This window comes from Orbaceae bacterium BiB (genome assembly GCA_036251205.1).
Taxonomy (GTDB): domain Bacteria; phylum Pseudomonadota; class Gammaproteobacteria; order Enterobacterales; family Orbaceae; genus Orbus; species Orbus mooreae.
This window is the reverse complement of record CP133958.1, coordinates 1,716,773-1,734,793: the sequence shown is the minus strand read 5'-3', so window position 1 is coordinate 1,734,793 and position 18,021 is coordinate 1,716,773. Positions and strand designations below refer to the sequence as shown.

Annotated in this window: 16 protein-coding genes; 5 read left to right on the top strand and 11 right to left on the bottom strand. The window is 36.7% G+C overall.

Features of this window, described 5'->3' with window-relative positions:
- Positions 1–242 precede the first annotated feature (242 nt).
- The gene (gene gss, locus RHO11_08135) at positions 243–2,108 is read left to right on the top strand and encodes a bifunctional glutathionylspermidine amidase/synthase (protein WVD60470.1); all 1,866 of its coding nucleotides are present in this window, start codon (positions 243–245) and stop codon (positions 2,106–2,108) included.
- A 152-nt stretch (positions 2,109–2,260) separates the two neighbouring features.
- Here the strand turns inward: gss and proC are convergent, their stop codons facing one another.
- The 8 genes from proC to RHO11_08095 all read right to left on the bottom strand — a co-directional run bounded on the left by proC (position 2,261) and on the right by RHO11_08095 (position 9,731).
- Positions 2,261–3,052, bottom strand: a complete 792-nt coding sequence (proC, locus tag RHO11_08130) for a pyrroline-5-carboxylate reductase (protein ID WVD60469.1) — start codon at positions 3,050–3,052, stop codon at positions 2,261–2,263.
- 203 nt (positions 3,053–3,255) lie between these two features.
- Complete coding sequence (locus RHO11_08125) at positions 3,256–4,029, bottom strand: DeoR/GlpR family DNA-binding transcription regulator (GenBank protein ID WVD60468.1); 774 nt, start codon at positions 4,027–4,029, stop codon at positions 3,256–3,258.
- Between the two features lie 104 nt (positions 4,030–4,133).
- Complete coding sequence (locus RHO11_08120; GenBank protein ID WVD60467.1) at positions 4,134–5,180, bottom strand: alcohol dehydrogenase catalytic domain-containing protein; 1,047 nt, start codon at positions 5,178–5,180, stop codon at positions 4,134–4,136.
- Positions 5,181–5,260: 80 nt separating this feature from the next.
- Positions 5,261–6,631: a PTS galactitol transporter subunit IIC gene (locus RHO11_08115; protein ID WVD60466.1), complete on the bottom strand. Its 1,371-nt coding sequence runs from the start codon at positions 6,629–6,631 to the stop codon at positions 5,261–5,263.
- Positions 6,632–6,635: 4 nt separating this feature from the next.
- Positions 6,636–6,920: a PTS galactitol transporter subunit IIB gene (gatB, locus tag RHO11_08110; protein ID WVD60465.1), complete on the bottom strand. Its 285-nt coding sequence runs from the start codon at positions 6,918–6,920 to the stop codon at positions 6,636–6,638.
- 32 nt (positions 6,921–6,952) lie between these two features.
- Positions 6,953–7,402, bottom strand: a complete 450-nt coding sequence (gatA, locus tag RHO11_08105; protein WVD60464.1) for a PTS galactitol transporter subunit IIA — start codon at positions 7,400–7,402, stop codon at positions 6,953–6,955.
- 306 nt (positions 7,403–7,708) lie between these two features.
- Positions 7,709–8,686: a tagatose-bisphosphate aldolase gene (gene lacD / locus RHO11_08100; protein ID WVD60463.1), complete on the bottom strand. Its 978-nt coding sequence runs from the start codon at positions 8,684–8,686 to the stop codon at positions 7,709–7,711.
- Positions 8,687–8,789: 103 nt separating this feature from the next.
- Positions 8,790–9,731, bottom strand: coding sequence for a hexose kinase (locus tag RHO11_08095; protein WVD60462.1), 942 nt, complete (start codon positions 9,729–9,731; stop codon positions 8,790–8,792).
- 282 nt (positions 9,732–10,013) lie between these two features.
- On the opposite strand from RHO11_08095, the gene RHO11_08090 reads away from it, so the two are divergent.
- Positions 10,014–10,580 (top strand): DUF1439 domain-containing protein, encoded by a 567-nt coding sequence (locus RHO11_08090; protein WVD60461.1) that lies wholly within the window; start codon positions 10,014–10,016, stop codon positions 10,578–10,580.
- Between the two features lie 128 nt (positions 10,581–10,708).
- Here RHO11_08090 and purD read toward each other — a convergent pair whose 3' ends face one another.
- The 3 genes from purD to RHO11_08075 form a co-directional block, all read right to left on the bottom strand.
- Positions 10,709–11,998: a phosphoribosylamine--glycine ligase gene (purD, locus tag RHO11_08085; GenBank protein WVD60460.1), complete on the bottom strand. Its 1,290-nt coding sequence runs from the start codon at positions 11,996–11,998 to the stop codon at positions 10,709–10,711.
- A gap of 57 nt (positions 11,999–12,055) precedes the next feature.
- Positions 12,056–13,645, bottom strand: a complete 1,590-nt coding sequence (purH, locus tag RHO11_08080) for a bifunctional phosphoribosylaminoimidazolecarboxamide formyltransferase/IMP cyclohydrolase (protein WVD60459.1) — start codon at positions 13,643–13,645, stop codon at positions 12,056–12,058.
- Between the two features lie 128 nt (positions 13,646–13,773).
- Positions 13,774–14,517 carry a carbonic anhydrase family protein gene (locus RHO11_08075; GenBank protein ID WVD60458.1) on the bottom strand — a complete coding sequence of 248 codons (744 nt, stop codon included), beginning with the start codon at positions 14,515–14,517 and terminating at the stop codon, positions 13,774–13,776.
- Between the two features lie 251 nt (positions 14,518–14,768).
- Here RHO11_08075 and idnO point away from each other — a divergent pair, with 251 nt between their 5' ends.
- The 3 genes from idnO (at position 14,769) to RHO11_08060 (ending at position 18,017) form a co-directional block, all read left to right on the top strand.
- Positions 14,769–15,533: a gluconate 5-dehydrogenase gene (gene idnO, locus RHO11_08070; GenBank protein WVD60457.1), complete on the top strand. Its 765-nt coding sequence runs from the start codon at positions 14,769–14,771 to the stop codon at positions 15,531–15,533.
- A gap of 34 nt (positions 15,534–15,567) precedes the next feature.
- A complete protein-coding gene (locus RHO11_08065; protein WVD60456.1) occupies positions 15,568–16,824 on the top strand; it encodes an MFS transporter in 1,257 nt (418 codons plus the stop codon).
- Positions 16,825–17,024: 200 nt separating this feature from the next.
- Positions 17,025–18,017 (top strand): substrate-binding domain-containing protein, encoded by a 993-nt coding sequence (locus RHO11_08060; protein ID WVD60455.1) that lies wholly within the window; start codon positions 17,025–17,027, stop codon positions 18,015–18,017.
- Positions 18,018–18,021 lie beyond the last annotated feature (4 nt).

The following is an 18,021-nucleotide window of genomic DNA, read 5'->3' as shown; positions in this document are numbered from 1 at the left end:
TTTAATGTTATTCAAATTGTTATTTGAATCAACGCCTTTATAGGCAATACCATATAATCTGATACTTTATTTAAGGTTATCAAATGGTTTTACGCTATAATTACACCACATACAAAATCATAACACTAAATTAGCACTAGGATAAAAAAGCATCGGACAGCTAGAGTTACGTCATAAATTGGCATATGATGGCAAACGTATTTTAGATAGGATTAATAGAAGGCAAAATTATGGTAGCAGATATGACAAATCAAAACGAACCTTTTGGGACCTTACTTGGTTTTGCTCCAGGTGGGGTTGCTATTTACTCATCGGACTATACGACAACAAATAAAGATGATTATCCTGACGATGCGTCATTTCGTAGCTATATTGGTCACGAATACATGGGATACAAATGGCAGTGTGTTGAGTTTGCAAGACGATTTTTGTACCTGAATTATGGTGTAGTATTTACTGATGTTGGTATGGCTTATGAGATTTTTTCCTTAAGGATTTTACGCCATGTCGTTGACGAATCTTTATTACCTTTACAAGCGTTTGCGAATGGTTGTAAAAGAGCCCCTACCTCTGGCGCTTTATTGATTTGGCAAGAGGGTGGGATCTTTAAACGTACTGGTCATGTAGCCATTATTACAGAGGTCTTAGCCGATAAAGTTCGTATTGTAGAACAAAATGTGACTCATCACCGTTTACCCGCTGGACAACAATGGACTCGTGAATTAGCGTTAGTGTGCCGTAATGGCGAATATCATTTGCAAGATACTTTTGACGATACGACTATTTTAGGTTGGATGATCCAAACCAGTGATACAACTTATAGCTTAACGCAACCTGAAACAGCACCAGAATATCGAACTATTCACAGTGCTCGTTTGGATGATACAGGACAGTTTAATGGTAAATGGTTGAATGAGGCCGATCCATTAGAGCATGCTTATGTGTTGGCGAATGGGCATACCGTGAATCATGACGATCCGTATCAATATTTTACGATTTCAGAAAGTGCTCACCAAGAGTTAATTCGTGCGACTAATGAATTACATCTTATGTATTTACACGCCACAGATAAAGTATTGAAAGATGACAAGCTACTACGTAATTTTAATGTTCCTGAAATCTTATGGCCTCGCTTACGATTATCTTGGCAGAAACGACGCTATCAGATGATTACCGGCCGGTTAGATTTTTGTATGGATGAAAGGGGCTTAAAAGTATATGAGTATAATGCTGACTCAGCTTCTTGCCATACTGAAACAGGTGCTATTTTACAAAAATGGGCGAAACAAGGTGGTTTAACTATCGGTGATGATCCGGGGGAAGATTTACTTAACGCCCTTGCTGATAGTTGGAAACATAGCGATGCTAAATCTTTTGTTCATATTATGCAAGATAATGATAATGAAGAGAATTATCACGCTCTATTTATGCAAAAAGCGTTATCACAAGCCGGTTTTGAGAGCAAAATTTTGCATGGACTTGATGAGCTGCACTGGGATAAACATGGTCGATTAGTCGATGGCGATAATCGTCAAGTGGAGTGTGTTTGGAAAACATGGGCATGGGAAACGGTTCTAGAACAGCTGCGAGCAGAGAGCGAATCTCAAATATCAGCACCACCAATTAGAACTGGTCATCCGGAAAACCATGTGCGTTTAATCGATGTCTTATTGCGTCCTGAAATTAATGTATTTGAACCTCTCTGGACGGTGATACCAAGTAATAAAGCAATTTTACCTGTTCTGTGGTCGCTATTTCCTAATCATCGCTATTTGTTGGAATCGACATTTGAATTAAATGATCACTTGATTCAGCAAGGATATGCAATAAAACCAATAGCGGGCCGTTGTGGGAATAATATTGAATTGGTTAGCCATAATGAGCAGGTGTTAGATAAAACGAGTGGTCGATTTGCGCGACAAGAAAATATTTATCAACAGCTTTGGTGTTTACCAAAAGTTGCAAACAGGCATGTACAAATTTGTACCTTTACTGTTGGTGGGCATTATGGCGGGGCATGTTTACGTTCTGATACTTCATTAGTTATCAAAGGCGAGAGCGATATGGAGCCGTTACGTATACTTGCTGATGAGGATTTTGTTAAATAAGTTTTCTGTATCAATGATTAGATTTGGGCTATAAAATTTCGTTATTTTTTTGCTGTAACATGCGATTTTAGTGTAAAAATAAGTGCCCATAATTTATCTACAATGTTTATTCTCTATCTAACTAAATGGTAGAGAATAAACATACTCTTTCATTAATCGGTTATTTTGGCCGATGCTTTTACTGCTTCAATCACCGCATTACGTAGACCATTTTTTTCTAACGCGGCAACGCCACGAATGGTGGTTCCTCCAGGTGAGCTGACTCGATCTTTTAATTCGGCTGGCAACATATTTTGTTCTAATAGTACGCTTGCTGCACCTAAGACAGCTTGTTTACTCAATAAATAGGCTTCATCTCGCGATAATCCGCCAATGACTCCTGCATCGGCTAAGGCTTCAATAAATAGAGCTACATAAGCAGGAGAGCAGCCAGCAACGGTACTACTTATCTCTAATTTTTTCTCCTCGACAATTGCAATTTGACCAATTGCTAAAAATAGCTGTTTAACGGTGGTTAGCTGCTCATCAGTCACTTGGGCTGCAACGCTGATCGCCGTCATTCCTTGGCAAACTTCACTTGGAATATTAGGAATAGCTCGAATAACAGAGATATGCTGTGGTATATGCTCATAGATCTGCGCTAGGCTGAACGAGGCGGCTACAGAGATAATGATTTTATTTTCTGTAAAGTCTTTGGCAATTTCATCAAGTATGGTAGGTAAGATGCGCGGTATAACAGCCAAAATAATCACATCTGATTTTTCTATCAGTTCTTTGTTATTAGTACAAAAATTACAGTGCAATTGTGCCGCTAATTTTTGGGCTTTACCGGATGAACCACCACTAATAAAAATATTTGCGGGTTGTGTCTGTTTACTTTTTAATAGACCTTGTAATAGGGCTGAGCCTAAATGGCCGACACCAATTATGCCAATATTTTTCATATCAATTCCTTCTATTACTATCAAATAATGAGGCTATTACTATAACACCTCTTTATGTCGAATATGAATCTTGTTTTATGGATTTGGTAATAACGTATTGTCTATTTTTGGGTAGGACGGAATGATTGACTATGTTTATGGGTGGCAATTTAATCACTATCAGTAAGCTTAAAGGCTGAGACTATCAACGATTTATGAATGTATTAAACCGTGATAAATGAAATCCCTTTTTTAATGAAGGTATCGGCATCTTTAGCATCAACACCAACATCGGTTATAATTGTATTTAATTGCTCGATAGGTAATACGACATTAAAACCGCGTTTACCAAACTTTGATGAGTCCAGTAAGGCTATCACTGTTTGTGCTGCATTGGCCATAATTTGACTAATCGCATAACCTTCATTAAACGTGGTAATCCCGCGTTCAGCATCAATACCATCGGCACCGACAAATAGGTAATTGGATGATATTCCCACTAATGAATGTTCAGCAAGGGAACCATGTAATGAACGTGTTTTATGTCGTAGTGTTCCACCACAAACAGCTAACATGATATTACTATTATCAGATAAGACAAATGCTGCTGGCAGATTATTAGTAATAATGGTGATATTGTCTACTTTAACTAGCTCCTCTGCTAGCATCATCGTAGTACTACCGCTATCAAGAATAATGGTATCGCCAGGCTTTACATATTTAGCCGCTTCAAGGGCGATGCGCTTTTTAGGATCAATAAAACGTTGATAACGATCTTCTAATTTTAGTTCATTGGTATTTTTGTCATCATAGTCATAGTGATGTAGTGTTGCTCCTCCATGGAAACGGACTAAAATACCCTGTTTCTCAAGTAAGCGTAGATCGGTTCGAATGGTCACTTCTGAAACATCAAACAATATTGAAAGTTCATTAACTAATACTGTGCCAGTCTTATTAATTATTTCAACGATGTTATGACGTCTTTCAAGTGAATTCATTTTTCTATCCTGTTATTTTAAAAGATTTTTATTTTATATGACAGGCCGAATGCCAAATCCCAGCCCATCATTATATCGTACCCGTTTATCGACGCAATAGCATATTAATTACCAATCTTAAGCAAGAGTTTACCACTCATCGATTTACCGTGTAAATTAGTTACCATCCCAATAAATTCGTCAAAATTACCAATACCGGCAATTAATTTGTCGAGTCTAATTTTTCCCTGAGAAAAATAGTCACTAATAAGCTGCCACTCTTTACCTGGCCATGGTGCAGAATAGTTCATCCAGCTACCGAGTACCATTAGCTCTTTTCTTAAAATTAAACCAAAGGTTTTTTCCGGTAAGTTAAGATCTTGATGAAGTGTTCCAATAAGCACTAATTGAGCGCGTGGACCTGCAATTTCTATGGATAATTTAACCGTTATTGGTGAACCTGCAGTCTCTAAAATCAGCTGGTTGAAGCGGTAGCTATTCATCGCTGTTAAGATTTGTTCGGCAGTCATCGTACTTGAGTTATAAGTATGATCGGCACCAAGCGATTTAGCCAGTTCTAAGCGTTCTTGATTGATATCAATAACTGTAATAGAACGCGCTTCCATTGCTTTTGCACACTGCATTGCTAGTAAGCCGATAGTTCCTGCACCAACAATAATGACATTTTTATCTTTACAGCCATTTGCAAGTAAAATACCGTGCATTCCGACTGTTAATGGTTCAAAAAATGCCCCTTCAAGCAGTGAAACACTATCTGGTAATTTCATCGCATTTTTCTGATCCATGATGACATACTCAGCTAGTCCACCGGCTTTACGAGAGCCAACGAAAGTGTAATTTTTACATAGTGAGTAATAGTGATTATCGCACTCTTCGCAATTAAAACACGGTAGTAGCGGAACACTTGCAATATTGTCACCAACCTTTAATTGATTGACATTTTCGCCTATAGCAACCACTTGACCACTAAATTCATGGCCTAATGTAATAGGATAAAAATGTGCGCCATGATGGAAAATACGCGGAATATCTGAACCGCATAAACCTGAATAGGCGATTTTAACAATAATTTGTTGTGGATTTTCAATTACCGGCATATCAAACTCTTGAGTTTGTAATGTGGTATCTTCGTTGACGATGATAGCTTTCATATGGGTTACCTAATCTATGTATTTTTTAATTTAGAGTACCCTCAACCAAAATATTATTTTGGTTGAGTTATCGGCTTATTTTAAGATTGTTGTTCTTGTGATTGAGCTTGTTCCATTCGGCTAAAATTACGTGCTCGTCGCCAAGTTAAGAATAAACAGAACACATAGAATATACCAATAATGGCAAAACCAATCGGTTGTTGCAGTGTTGTTAATTGAGTCAAAATATAGGTTAATGGTGCTCCACCCTGATCCATTGAACCGAGTAGATCGCCACTTCCTACCGTGATTGCACCTGCATTAATCGCTAAATCTGTCGTTAATGGAATCATTTGGGTTGCAATCCACAGTGTCATTGCCATGATAACCGACCCCGAAATGATGACGCGGAATAAATTACCTTGATGAACGGCAACGCCCATAGCCACAAAGAAACCGATAGTAGCCAAATCACCAAACGGTAGAATTTGGTTGCCAGGTAAAATGATAGCAATAAAGATTGAGATAGGAATAAATAGTAGACTTGCTGTTACAACAGTCGATTGTCCAAGTAATAAAGCTGGATCTAAACCAATTAAAAATTCTTGACCGCCAAATTTAGCTTGTAGATGTTTACGAGCTTGACGGGAAATAGGAGTCAAACCATCCATAATTGGTTTAATAACTCGTGGCATAAGTAACATTACCGCTGCGGTTTGAATTGAAAGTTGTAAGATTCCTTTAACGTCATATCCTGCGAGTAGACCAAGTAGGACCCCCATAAAGAAGCCAACAACAACAGGTTCACCAAAAGCTCCAAAACGTTTTTGTAAATCATCTGCTTTAAAACTAATATTTTTTAACCCCGGTATTTTATTAATCACACTATCAATAAATACTGAAATTGGCGCGCAATAAGCAGATGTTCCATGAGGAATGGCAATACCTTCTAAGCCAAAATAGTCACGGGTATCTTTAGAGAACCAATCACCGAGTTTATAAGAGACGATAGCATGAACAATAACCCCCATAATTCCTAACCAATAGGAGCCTGTTGCAATGTGGACAATCGCGCCAGTAAACGTCATATGCCAAATATTCCAGATATCGACATTGACTACTTTAGTGAGTTTAAGGACTAGCATGACAATATTCGTTACAATTGCGATAGGAATAGCGACGAGTGCAATTTGTGAAGCCCAAGTAATTGGCGCTGTACCAGGCCAGCCAACATCAACAACGTTTAAGCTAATATCAAAACGTTCAGCCATCGCCTGTGCTGCAGGACCAACGGAGCTAATCAATAAACCAATCACCAAACCGATACCGACAAAACCAATACCGATATGTATCCCTGCTTTAAAGGCATCGCCCACTTTCATTCGTAGTATCAGTGAAAAAATGATAATGACAATAGGAAGCATGACAGATGGGCCAAGATCCAAAATATACTGCATTATTTGTTCAAACATGATATTACCCTTTTAATATGGTTAGAATTTTCTCTTTTAAGGTATCAATGCCAACGCCTGAAATAAATGGCATCCCATGGACGATTGGTGTATCACCAAATGTTTGGTCCATTTTTGCTGTGGTACAAATCAAATCGGTTCCATCAATAAAAGTATTTATTTCATTAATACGGCACTGTACCAGTTCGATAGCAATATTGTTTTCAGCACACAACTCTTTAATCTCTTCTGCTGCCATTGTTGAGGTCGCAACTGCGCCACCGCATGCAACGATAATTTTCTTTTTCATATACTCTCCTAATTAGCCTGAGAAAATATTTCTTAATAAAATATTTCTTGGTTAAAACGTTGTTGAATTTCATCTCTAGATGAATTTAATAGGAATTCATAAAATTCTTTATTTTGTAAACGAGAAAATAACGCTCTTAATAACTTCAATTGATCTGCCGGGTCGGTGACAACTAATCCCATTATCAATGAGACATCAACCATTTGGTCATCATCAGCTCGATTAAATGCAACAGGCTGTTTTAAGCGAATTAAATAAACTGCGGGTTTTAAAGCATGAGTTGCTTCACAATGCGGAATAGCCACCGCGTAATCTTCAAAAGCAATACCCGTTGGAAAACTCTCTTCTCTCTCTTGTAATGCCTCTAAATGGCTCGGGGAGACTATTTTTTCGGCAATAAGCGTTTGACTAATATGTTGTAATGCTTGTTTGTAGTCATCGAAAGAGAGTTCATCACTAATAAGTAGTTTATTTTGCGTCATTTGCTTCTCACTTATAATTAAAATGGTGATTATTAACAGTAAAATAATTTCATTTGCTTAATGTTTAAGTTACATTCTTTTTAATTCGAAATCAAACGAAAGGTTTGTTTTTGTGATCAAGGTCATGTGAAATTGAAAAATAAAAAAATAACTTTCGAATTAGAGGACTTATTCATCCATTATTGAATGAATAATAAAATAGTGATTGTATGATTTTGTAGGTAATTAAAGATGTGAAATATAGTTAGGCGTAGCGTAGCCAAAAAAAAGTGGGTCATATAGACCCACTTGATTTAGGATAAATTCTTAAGCAAGTTTTAGTGGTGTTGCTGTTTTCGCTAAAACTTCATTTAAAGTCTCAATATTTTTTCTTCCTTGAGTCTCTAGCCATTGAATAGCCGCTTTCTCTCCACCAACAACAAATTGTTCAACGCCATTGGCCCAAGTTGCTCGTCCACATAGTACTCCATTGAAACGAGAACCAGACTCTTTAGCGAAAAATAGTGTTTGTTGGAATAATTCAGCACTTACACCTGCGCTAAGGAAGATGAATGGTAAGTGAGTTGATTCAGATTGTTGTTTAAAGTAATTTGCAGCTTCTTGTTTTGAATAAGCAACTGGACCATCGGTAAAACCTTCAACATATTTCATATTGACCGGTACTTCAACTTTTAGTACATCAATCTTATAACATGGTTTAGAAAACTCTTTCATCATGTCGTTTACTTTATGTGGTTTTACTTTAGCAAACTCAATCGTTGATGAATCATCATTATTGGCATCATATGAAACTAATTCTAAATAAAACGGTATATCATAATACGCACATTCTGCACCAAGTCTTTCGATAAATGCATGTTTTTGCTCATTAATATATTTTTCTTCATCAATATCATAGTAAAGTAAAAATTTAATCGCATCTGCACCAGCATCTTTTAAACGTCTTACCGACCAAACGCTAAGTAAATCAGGTAAACGTCCTTTCACGGTTGCGTCATAACCTGTTTTTTCATATGCCAATAATAGTCCTGCATTTTTATGTCTTACTTTTGCAGCAGGTAAACCATACTCAGGATCGAGTAAAATTGAAGATGAGTAAGGAGTTAGGACTTGAGATACCAATTTTTTGTAATCGATTAAATCTTGTTCTTTCACACCTGAAGGTTTATATTTGGTGATCATTTTTTTTAGTGCGCCACGTTGATCGATGGCTAGTGCAGCTATGATGCCATGATCGTTGAGTAGGTTTTGCATTAATTGTTTTTTTGCATTACTAAATTGCATAACTATCTCCTAATTCGATGTCATTTAATAAAAACTATTTCAAACAGATAACTATAATGATAATAGGCTTGAAATATCACATTGTCATTTTTTTTTCTCAAAATTATTGATATAAATTTACATGTATTTGTTTAAACAGCTCATCATAGTAAGCTAAATTAATACAGCCAGTTTGCGCCTCCATCGCATTTAACATACCAAAAACCATCGCGCGTTTAAGTATGTTTTCATATGACTCTTGTTTAAGGATACCTATCGCGAGCCCGGCTAAAGTTGAGTCTCCCGATCCAACAGGGTTGACTACGTTGATTTTTGGAATAGTGATTCGCCAGATCTGCTCTGCACATTTTGCCATTGCACCATGTTTTCCTAATGAAACGACAATAATTGGGATTCCCTTAAGTTCAGTATGATTGGATAAGACATCGGCAATTTTATTAAAATCAGTTGCTTCGATAGCTGTATTCGCTAGGAAGCTGAGTTCTTCATGATTTGGTTTGATCAGATAAGGTTTGTCATTATTACTTAGCGCTAACTTCAGAGACTCTCCTGAGCAGTCTAATAATATCTTTTTATGCTGTTGATTAGCAATCTCAATGAGCTTTCCATAGTAATTAGCAGGCATCCCTTTGGGTAAGCTACCTGAGATGGTAATAACGTCAGCTTGTGTAATGAGGTCTGTAAAATGTTGCTTAAATGTTAACTGCTCTTGCTCACTGATGGTTGGGCCTGATTCTAAAATTTCGGTTTGAGCACCTTCGTGGAGTATTGCAATACAATTACGCGACTCTTGAGCGATCGGTAAAAAATTGTGAGGTATATTATCATGGTCTAAATCATTTTGAATATATTTACCCAGATTACCTCCTAATAGTCCAGTTGCAAGTATTGGCTGATCTGCCATTTTTACGACTCTCGCAACGTTTAATCCTTTACCTCCGGCTGTTTTTTTTACATTATCCACTCTATTTACACTATCAATAATTAGTTTTTTAATAGGATAAGAGATATCGATAGACGGATTCATTGTTAGTGCTATGATCATATCAACCTCATTTAAATAATATTTACGAATTCGAAAGATATTCAAAATGCAATTGAATTGTATCATAATAAAAAAAGAATAAAACGAAAATATTCGAAAGTTTAAATGAAAAAATATCTGATTAAAATTTTAAATATTAAATCTACTCTCTAGCTTTTTGATCTATTTTATCCCGTTCAATGATGATGAATACTCTTTATTCGTTATAGCGCTTTTAGATGAGGTTTGTATAATATTAATGATATTTTATAGGCATATATATTGATGAAGGAATAATTACTAATGCAATTAAAAAAAATGATAGGTGTAATCTCGCTTTTAATCTGTTGTGGATTTTTATTCAGTTGCCAGAAAGTTGGTGAGTATAGTTTATCCGAGCAGATGATTAATAGCACTTTACAAAAACAGCTTAGCAAATATAACCAAACTATTAATGGTAGCGATCTTGTTAAGATGAATTTAGCTTTTAATAGTATCAATTTAGATCTTGGTGAGGAAGTTGCAAATAAAGTTGTTGCAAAAGGTACAGCAAAAGCTTCCATTCAAACACTTTTAGGTAAACAAGATGTCGATATTACATTAAAGCTGAAAGCGTTACCTCAAATGGATCAGAAACAAGGTGCTATTTATTTACAACAAGTTGAGATTGCAGACTATCAAATTAATTCCAGTTTAGGCTCAATCACTTCGGGGGCTTTTTTACCTTATTTAAATCAAGCACTACAGCTCTATTTTGAACATAATCCGATATATCAATTGGATACTAGTAATCATCTTGAGTATTTAGCATTTAAGAGCGCTTCTAGTCTTAAAGTAGAACAAGGGAAGTTGGTATTTTCTTGGCTATAACTGAGTAACGAGTTAGTTTGTAAGAACGCTTCTTTTTTTACACTATAATTGCACTATACAGCAACATTTTAACGAAAAGAGATATAAAAAAGATGGGCATATTAGCCCATCTCTAATCAATGAATCTATTATTTTAACTTTTCTCGTTCAATCGCGCGATAGCCAATATCATGACGATAAAAACCACCTTGCCAATTAATTAATTTTACTTGCTGATATGCTCTGGCTTGAGCCTCTGCAACAGATAGGCCTAAAGCTGTTACGCACAGAACTCGACCACCATTAGTATATACTTTGCCATTTTTTAGTACTGTACCAGCATGGAAAACTTTGCAGTCATTTTCATCTTCTTTTGGTAATCCACTAATTTCATCACCAATACGATAATCACCAGGATAACCACCGGCAGCCATCACAACACCTAAAGCTGGTCTGGCATCCCAATGAGATTGTATCGTATTCAATTTGCCGTTCGTTGCAGCTAGGCATAATTTGACTAAATCAGATTGTAATCGCATCATGATTGGCTGTGTTTCAGGATCACCAAATCGACAGTTAAACTCAATAACTTTTGGATTACCTTGTTTATCAATCATCAACCCTGCATATAAAAAGCCAGTATAGGTATTACCTTCAGCAGCCATACCATTCACGGTTGGATAGATAATTTGTTCCATAACTTTATCAAAAACTTGTTTTGTTACAACTGGGGCAGGGGAATAGGCTCCCATTCCACCGGTATTTAGGCCGGTATCTTTATCACCGACACGTTTATGATCTTGACTAGTTGCCATCGGTTCAACATTTTTACCGTCAACCATCACAATGAAGCTTGCCTCTTCACCATCAAGAAACTCTTCAATAACAACTCGATGGCCAGCCTCACCAAATGCATTACCTGATAACATATCATGAACCGCATCTTCAGCCTCTTTCAAGGTCATTGCAACAATAACTCCTTTACCCGCAGCAAGCCCGTCTGCTTTGACAACAATCGGAGCCCCTTTCTGACGTAAATAGTTAATTGCTGGTTCAATTTCAGTGAAGTTTTGGTATTCGCCCGTTGGGATATTATGGCGGGCTAAAAAATCTTTTGTGAATGCTTTAGAGCCTTCGAGTTGAGCGGCAGCTTGTGTCGGCCCAAAAATATTTAAACCAACTTGGCGGAATCTATCAACAACACCGATAACTAGTGGCGCTTCCGGGCCTACGATAGTTAAAGCAATATCTTCTTTTTGTGCAAAGGCAATCAAGCTATCAATATCTGTTGCGTTAATGTCAACATTCTCTAAGTTGCTTTCGAGTGCAGTCCCCGCATTACCGGGAGCAACAAATACTTTTGTAACCAAAGGAGATTGAACGACTTTCCATGCTAGAGCATGTTCTCGCCCACCATTACCAATAATTAATACTTTCATACTAATCCTTATGTAAGATAAACTCTAATGTGTTAACCATCTTTCTCACCAAGTCGATTAATGGCGGAAATGTCTCATATTTGTAAATATCATCGCTATATTATGTTCATCTGCAGCTTGGATAACTTCGTCATCACGTATTGAGCCTCCAGGCTGAATTACGCAAGTAATTCCGACATTCGCTGCTGCATCAATACCATCTCTAAATGGGAAGAAGGCATCTGATGCCATGACTGAACCTGCAATTTGTAAGTTTTCATCTTGGGCTTTTATGCCAGCAATTTTCGCTGAGTAAACACGGCTCATCTGTCCGGCTCCGATACCAATTGTCATCTGGTTTTTAGCATAGACAATCGCATTAGATTTGACAAATTTTGCGACTTTCCAACAAAATAGTGCATCGGATAACTCTTTAGCTGTAGGTTGGCGCTTACTTACTATTTCAAAATCTTGCGGAGTGATCATTCCTAAATCACGATCTTGTACTAATAATCCACCATTTACTCGTTTAAAATCGAGTCCTTCTACTCGCTGTTGCCACTGCCCGCAAGCCAATACACGTACATTTTTCTTAGTAGCAAGAACCGTTAGTGCATTACTATCAACTTGTGGCGCTATAATGACCTCAACAAACTGCCTTGCGATAATCGCTTCAGCGGTTGCTTTATCTAAAGGTCGATTAAAGGCAATAATGCCACCAAATGCGGAAGTTGGGTCGGTTTGATAAGCGTGTAAATAGGCATTAAGTGAGTTATCACTTACAGCCACACCGCAAGGATTTGCATGTTTAACGATAACACAAGCTGGCTCGCTAAACTCTTTCACACACTCTAGGGCAGCATCGGTGTCAGCAATATTATTGTAAGAGAGTTCTTTTCCTTGTAACTGTATTGCCGTTGCGACACTTGCTTCTTGTGGGGCTTCTTCAATATAAAATGCTGCATTTTGATGACTATTTTCACCATAACGCATATCTTGTTTTTTTATATATTGTAAATTAAGTGTTCGAGGGAATTGACCCGATGGTTTAGAGGTTTCACCAAAGTAAGGGGGTACTAACTTACCAAAATAGTTAGCAATCATACCATCATATTTTGCTGTATGTTCAAAAGCTTTAATGGCAAGATTAAATCGATAATCAAAAGTGAGAGAGTGTTGATTACTGTCTATCATCTCAATAATTGGTTGGTAATCTTGGTTATCAACAACAATCGCTACATCTCGGTGATTTTTTGCTGCAGATCGCACCATTGTTGGTCCACCAATATCAATATTTTCAACGGCATCTTCTAAAGTACAATCGGCTTTAGCAACCGTTTGTGCAAATGGATAAAGATTGACGACCACCATGTCGATTGGGGCTATCTTATGCTCAGACATCACATTATCATCAATATTACGTCGGCCTAATATTCCACCATGTATTTTAGGATGAAGTGTTTTGACTCGGCCATCCATCATTTCAGGGAAACCAGTATAGTCTGATACTTCAATGACGGGAATATGATGTTGCATAAGAAGTTTGGCTGTTCCGCCGGTGGATAATATTTCAATATTGCGTAGGGATAAGGCTTTTGCGAATTCAACAATTCCGGACTTGTCTGAAACGCTAAGTAGGGCTCGGCGAATAGGACGATCTTGTTGCATAAAATTTTCTCCAAATAGACTTTGAAGGTTAAATTAGGCAAGTAGTATACAGAATTTATATAAAAAAGTTTAGTTATTATAAAATAATTGGCGAAATGGCCCGAGTTGGGCCATTAAAGATTATGTTATTAGTTACTGATGATTAAACGACCGTTTAATGGTTGAGTTGGTCTGTTATTATGATGTTTAAAAGCATGCGTAAATTTATCTATTTCGGTTTTAGATAATTCCATTGGCTCTTTTAAAACTATCCAAGTCACACCTTCGCTACACGGCGGTGTTGTCAATGATCCAGAAAAACGATAGTAATGAGTTTGCTCAGGAAGAAATGCTGCAATATTTACACTGTCAAAATTAGCTGGTGTATTTTCTTGTTCACTAAGTAGGGATAATAATTGATCCGCTGATTGATTATTGCTTCCCTCTTTAAACATAACGGCCATAACAAGTAAATCGCCATTGCTATTAGCATGGACAAAATGTCCTTCTACTGGAAATGATTCACCGTTTATTTGATTTTCACTTGGTGCATGGAAGTGAAATTGCGTTAGCGTATATTTTTGACCATCAAGAATAATATAATCATTCGGATTTTTTTCTGTAATTTGTACTGTATGGCCATTATTGACAATATTTCCAGACGTTTTTCCATAATGAATATCTAACTCCCCGATATCTGCCTGAATAGTATTAGATATATTGATCGGTGATTGATTTTTACCTAACCCACACATCTGATACTCTGGTGATAATTTAGCCCAATTTTCAGGTAGTTCATTACCTTCATATCCCCAGTGAACCCCAGCCATTGCTTGAGATAGAGTTGCCATTGTTAACATCATTAACGAGATGATTTTTATGTGTTTTTTCATATATTAAGACCTTATTATCGTATGCTTGTATAAAACTTCGTGCTCATTCTACGTCTCTTAGCGCGAATCTCAATTAATAAAAAAAAGAGTACGATTTATTATTCAATTCATTTTTTTGAACTCGATCACAAAATTGATATTTTTTGTACTATACGCATGAAATTCACTTTGTTCTTTTTTATTTTTCTTGTATGTTACGCATAACAGTTATGCGTAACAGAATATTTAGATATAAACACTAAGGATAAAAAATGAAATCATTATTTGAATTAAAAGGTCGACGAGCTTTGATTACTGGTTCTGCACAAGGTATTGGTAATTTAATGGCAAGAGGGCTAGGACAATATGGTGCAAGCATCGTAATTAATGATATTACACAAGAACGAGCAGATGCTGCGGCTGAACTTTTAAGAAAAGATGGCATCGATGCTGTTGGAATTGGTTTTGATGTAACAAATTCAACATCAGTTAAGAATGCCATTGATTATATTGAAAAAGAGATCGGTCCTATTGAAATTTTAATCAATAATGCAGGTATTCAACGTCGCCATCCATTTACTGAGTTTCCTGAAAGTGATTGGGATGCCGTAATTAATGTTAACCAAAAAGCAGTTTTCTTAGTGTCACAACAAGTTGCTAAACATATGATGACGCGTAAACACGGTAAAATTATTCATATCTGTTCAATGCAGAGTGAATTAGGCCGCGATACGATTACGCCTTATGCTGCATCAAAAGGGGCTGTAAAAATGTTAGTGCGTGGAATGTGTGTTGAACTTGCTCGTTATAATATTCAAGTCAATGGTATTGGTCCTGGCTACTTTGATACTGAAATGACAAAGGCATTGGTCGAAAATAAAGAGTTTTCTGATTGGTTATTTAAACGAACTCCTGCTGCGCGTTGGGGTAAACCAGAAGAACTAATCGGTTCTGCGGTATTTTTATCTTCAGCAGCATCAAATTTTGTTAATGGACATATTGTTTATGTCGATGGTGGCATGCTAGCTGCTGTGTAATGATTTCAAATAAAGATAAAGAGAGTTTAAATATATGAATAAAATAGTAACGAAGTTGGCGCCACGTCGTTGGTGGTATTTGATGCCAATCATTTTTATTACTTATAGTTTAGCTTATTTAGATCGTGCTAACTATGGTTTTGCAGCTGCTGCAGGAATCAATGATGATTTAGGCATTACTCACGGTACCTCATCGCTAATCGGGGCTCTATTCTTTTTAGGTTATTTTTTCTTCCAAGTACCTGGCTCTATTTATGCAGTAAAACGAAGCGTAAGAAAATTAATCTTTGCTTGCCTCATTTTATGGGGAGTCTGTGCTGCTGCAACAGGTATGGTAAGCAACATTCCGATGTTGATGGTTATCCGCTTTACACTCGGTGTGGTGGAAGCTGCGGTAATGCCTGCAATGCTCATTTATATCAGTACTTGGTTTACTAAAAAAGAGCGTTCAAAAGCCAATACGTTTTTAATTTTAGGTAACCCTGTTACGGTATTATGGATGTCGATTGTTTCTGCCCATTTAATCGATATTTATGGCTGGCGTGAAATGTTTATCATCGAAGGTCTTCCTGCAGTAGTTTGGGCGATTATTTGGTGGGTTCTAGTTCGCGACAAACCATCTGAAGCAAGTTGGTTAACAGAACAAGAAAAACTTGATTTAGCAAACGCTATGGCGTTAGAACAACAAAATATTAAACCTGTTCGTAATTATGGTGAAGCACTACGTTCTGGTAATGTTATTAAATTATGTGCTGTTCATGCGCTTTGGAGTATCGGGGTTTATGGCTTTATGATGTGGATGCCTTCCATCATTAAATCAGCTGCAAATATGGATATCGTTTCAGTTGGTTGGTTAGCTGCTATTCCTTATGTTGCAGCGATCGTTTTGATGTTATTAGTTTCATATTTTTCTGATAAGTTACAAAATCGTAAACTGTTTGTGTGGCCAGTTCTATTAGTTGCAACAATTGCATTTTTCATTGCTTACTTATTAGGTGCTGACCATTTCTGGATTACGTTCTCATTACTTGTTCTTGCAGCAGGTTGTATGTACGCACCTTATGGACCATTCTTTGCCCTTATTCCTGAATTACTACCAAGTAATGTATCAGGTGTATCAATGGGATTAATTAATAGCTTTGGTGCTCTCGGCGCATTTATTGGTGCATGGTTAGTTGGTGTAATTAATGACGCAACAGGCAGTGCAAGTGCCTCTTATGTATTTATGGGAACAGCGCTAATTCTTTCAGTAGTATTAATGGCAAGTGTTAAAGCTCCAAAAGCACACTAATGACCATTATATCGTGTAATAATAGGTAATTGCCCTCATTAAAGCGAGAAAGACTCGCTTTAATGAGGCATTGCGAACGAAATATGAACCATTGTTAACATAAGTTAAGCCATCCCCATATATATTTCGTTGCTATTTCTGCTACAATAATAAGTCATTTGTGTAATGAGAAAATTGATTAGCAATAAGAACAATAGCATATGAGAGATAAACGAATTAGCCTACAGGACATTGCTAGTCTAGCCGATGTAACCAAAATGACGGTCAGCCGATATTTACGTGATCCAAACCAAGTATCTGAGAAAAATCGTCAAAAATTAGCTAAAATACTCGAAGATATCCATTATATTCCTAATCGTGCACCTGAAATCTTATTAGGTTCAAAAAGCCGCTCAATTGGTATTATTATTCCCTCTTTTAAAAATCATATATTTTTGGAAGTTTTAGCAGGGATCGAGTCAGTTGCGTCCAATCATGGTTATCAGACGATTATTACAAATTATGATTATGACAAAATAATTGAAGAACAAAAAATTATCAATTTATTGTCATACAATATTGATGCGTTGATTTTAATGGAAAAAAATCATACCAAACGTGCGATTAAATATTTAAAATCGGTAAATATTCCCGTTGCAGAACTAATGGATATTAGTCAGCAAAGTCTTGATATTCAAGTCGGTTTTGATAATGAAATGGCTGGGTTTGATATGACACAGGCTTTAATTAAAAGTGGTAAAAAGAATATTGTCTATTTTAACTCAATTGCTAGCGCAAGAGATATGAGTCGATTTGAAGGTTATTGTCGAGCAATGCGGGATGCTGGTTATGAACCTAAGCAGATGTTACCTAATATGATTTCATCGGTTAATTTAGGTCGTAGTCTATTTCATAAAGCGATTCAAGAATATCCAAATATTGATGGTGTTTTTTGTACTAATGATGATATTGCCGTGGGTGTTTTACTTGAATGTCAACATTATAATATTCCTGTTCCTGAGCAAATAGCGATTGCCGGATTTCATGGTTTAGATATTCGACTCGCTAATCAGCAACAGATTGCTTCAGTCATTACCCCTCGTTTTGATATTGGTAAAATGGCTACTGAACTTTTATTAAAAAGGCTCAATGGTGAACATGTTCCATTACTAACCAAGTTACCTTATCAAATTGATAGCGCGATGACAGTATAATCTA